The organism is Nocardia coffeae, assembly GCF_019890715.1.
Lineage (GTDB): Bacteria > Actinomycetota > Actinomycetes > Mycobacteriales > Mycobacteriaceae > Nocardia > Nocardia jiangxiensis.
In genome coordinates this window covers 1-3,382 of record NZ_JAINZY010000043.1, presented here as the reverse complement: position 1 = coordinate 3,382, position 3,382 = coordinate 1, and the positions used below count along the sequence as shown (strand labels likewise).

Annotated in this window: 2 rRNA genes; both read left to right on the top strand. The window is 55.4% G+C overall.

The features are described from left to right. The first annotated feature begins 43 nt into the window (after nt 1–43). Nucleotides 44–3,148 (top strand): 23S ribosomal RNA (locus tag K7711_RS46890). 115 nt (nt 3,149–3,263) lie between these two features. Next, nucleotides 3,264–3,380: ribosomal RNA gene (gene rrf, locus K7711_RS46885) — 5S ribosomal RNA — on the top strand. Nucleotides 3,381–3,382 lie beyond the last annotated feature (2 nt).

Below are 3,382 nucleotides of genomic sequence, written 5' to 3'. Positions count from 1 at the left end.
GTGTGTTGTTTGAGAACTGCACAGTGGACGCGAGCATCTTTGTTAGTAAGTGTGTAAGAGCGTACGGTGGATGCCTTGGCACCAGGAGCCGATGAAGGACGTAGGAGGCTGCGATAAGCCTCGGGGAGCTGTCAACCGAGCTGAGATCCGAGGATTTCCGAATGGGGAAACCCAGCACGAGTGATGTCGTGTTACCCGCATCTGAATATATAGGGTGTGTGGAGGGAACGTGGGGAAGTGAAACATCTCAGTACCCACAGGAAGAGAAAACAATTGTGATTCCGTGAGTAGTGGCGAGCGAAAGCGGATGAGGCTAAACCGGTTATGTGTGATAGGCGGCAGTCGTTGCATGGCCGGGGTTGTGGGGCTCGATTTCCTAGTTCTGCCGATCTGGGCGAGAGTCAGAAAAGTTCGTGTTAGCTGAATTGGTCTGGGATGGCCAACCGTAGACGGTGAGAGTCCGGTAAGCGAAAATGCGTTCTCTCTTGTATCGAGTACCCGAGTAGCAGCGGGCCCGTGAAATCTGCTGTGAATCTGCCGGGACCACCCGGTAAGCCTGAATACTCCCTGGTGACCGATAGCGGACTAGTACCGTGAGGGAAAGGTGAAAAGTACCCCGGGAGGGGAGTGAAATAGTACCTGAAACCGTGCGCTTACAATCCGTCAGAGCTGACTTGTTTGGTGATGGCGTGCCTTTTGAAGAATGAGCCTGCGAGTCATCGGTGTGTGGCGAGGTTAACCCGTGTGGGGGAGCCGTAGCGAAAGCGAGTCCGAATAGGGCGTTTTGAGTCGCACACTATGGACCCGAAGCGGAGTGATCTACCCATGGCCAGGGTGAAGCGACGGTAAGACGTCGTGGAGGCCCGAACCCACTTAGGTTGAAAACTGAGGGGATGAGTTGTGGGTAGGGGTGAAAGGCCAATCAAACTCCGTGATAGCTGGTTCTCCCCGAAATGCATTTAGGTGCAGCGTCACGTGTTTCACACTGGAGGTAGAGCTACTGGATGGCCTAGGGGGCCTACAAGCTTACCGAAGTCAGCCAAACTCCGAATGCCGGTGTGTGAGAGCGTGGCAGTGAGACTGCGGGGGATAAGCTTCGTAGTCGAGAGGGAAACAGCCCAGATCGCCGGCTAAGGCCCCTAAGCGTGTACTAAGTGGAAAAGGATGTGGGGTCGCTTAGACAACCAGGAGGTTGGCTTAGAAGCAGCCACCCTTGAAAGAGTGCGTAATAGCTCACTGGTCAAGTGATCCTGCGCCGATAATGTAGCGGGGCTCAAGTACACCGCCGAAGCCGCGGCACTCAGTCATTAGATCGCCTTCGGGCCAGTCGACTGGGTGGGTAGGGGAGCGTCGTGTAGCCAGGGAAGCAGCGGGGTGACCTAGTTGTGGAGGCTGCGCGAGTGAGAATGCAGGCATGAGTAGCGAAAGACGAGTGAGAAACTCGTCCGCCGAATGACCAAGGGTTCCTGGGCCAGGTTAATCCGCCCAGGGTGAGTCGGGACCTAAGGCGAGGCCGACAGGCGTAGTCGATGGACAACGGGTTGATATTCCCGTACCCGTGTATCCGCGCCCAATGGCGAATCAGTTGTGCTAACCGTCCAAAAGCGGATCTATCACCTTCGGGTGAGGAGATGTGGCTGCACGGGACCCTGATTGTAGTAGTCAAGCGATGGGGTGACGCAGGAAGGTAGCTGGGCCACGTGGTGGATTACGTGGTGTAAGCCTGTAGGGCGAGACATAGGCAAATCCGTGTCTCATGTGCCTGAGAGGTGATGCGTAGCCGTTTGAGGTGAATTCAGTGATCCTATGCTGCCGAGAAAAGCCTCTAGTGAGTTGGTACACGGCCCGTACCCCAAACCGACACAGGTGGTCAGGTAGAGAATACTGAGGCGATCGAGGGAACTGTGGTGAAGGAACTCGGCAAAATACCTCCGTAACTTCGGGAGAAGGAGGGCCATGTCTGGTGAACCGTCTTGCACGGGGAGCTGGGGGTGGTCGCAGAGACCAGAGAGAAGCGACTGTTTACTAAAAACACAGGTCCGTGCGAAGTCGTAAGACGATGTATACGGACTGACGCCTGCCCGGTGCCGGAAGGTTAAGAGGACCGGTTAGCTCGTAAGGGCGAAGCTGAGAATTTAAGCCCCGGTAAACGGCGGTGGTAACTATAACCATCCTAAGGTAGCGAAATTCCTTGTCGGGTAAGTTCCGACCTGCACGAATGGCGTAACGACTTCTCTGCTGTCTCCACCACAGACTCGGCGAAATTGCATTACGAGTAAAGATGCTCGTTACGCGCGGCAGGACGAAAAGACCCCGGGACCTTCACTATAGCTTGGTATTGGTGTTCGGTACGGTTTGTGTAGGATAGGTGGGAGACTGTGAAAGCGGCACGCTAGTGTCGTGGGAGTCGTCGTTGAAATACCACTCTGGTCGTATTGGACTTCTAACCTCGGGCCATGATCTGGTTCAGGGACAGTGCCTGGTGGGTAGTTTAACTGGGGCGGTTGCCTCCTAAAATGTAACGGAGGCGCCCAAAGGTTCCCTCAGCCTGGTTGGTAATCAGGTGTTGAGTGTAAGTGCACAAGGGAGCTTGACTGTGAGACTGACAGGTCGAGCAGGGACGAAAGTCGGGACTAGTGATCCGGCACCTACGTGTGGAAGTGGTGTCGCTCAACGGATAAAAGGTACCCCGGGGATAACAGGCTGATCTTCCCCAAGAGTCCATATCGACGGGATGGTTTGGCACCTCGATGTCGGCTCGTCGCATCCTGGGGCTGGAGTAGGTCCCAAGGGTTGGGCTGTTCGCCCATTAAAGCGGCACGCGAGCTGGGTTTAGAACGTCGTGAGACAGTTCGGTCTCTATCCGCCGCGCGCGTTAGAAACTTGAGGAAGGCTGTCCCTAGTACGAGAGGACCGGGACGGACGAACCTCTGGTGTGCCAGTTGTTCCGCCAGGAGCATGGCTGGTTGGCTACGTTCGGAAGGGATAACCGCTGAAAGCATCTAAGCGGGAAGCCTGTTCCAAGATGAGGTTTCTCTCCCTCTTGAAGGGTTAAGGCCCCCAACAGATCATTGGGTTGATAGGCCAGAACTGGAAGCACGGTAACGTGTGGAGGTGACTGGTACTAATAGGCCGAGGGCTTACTGACGAAGAGGCTACGCGTCCACTGTGCGGTATCTGAAACAACACACAGATACAGGCAGACAGGATCAGGAAACGTGTGTTTTCTGGTTACTGGCTCTCTGTGGATAGTTTCATAGTGTTACGGCGGCTATAGCGGTGGGGAAACGCCCGGTCCCATTCCGAACCCGGAAGCTAAGGCCACCTGCGCCGATGGTACTGCACTCGACAGGGTGTGGGAGAGTAGGACACCGCCGGAACA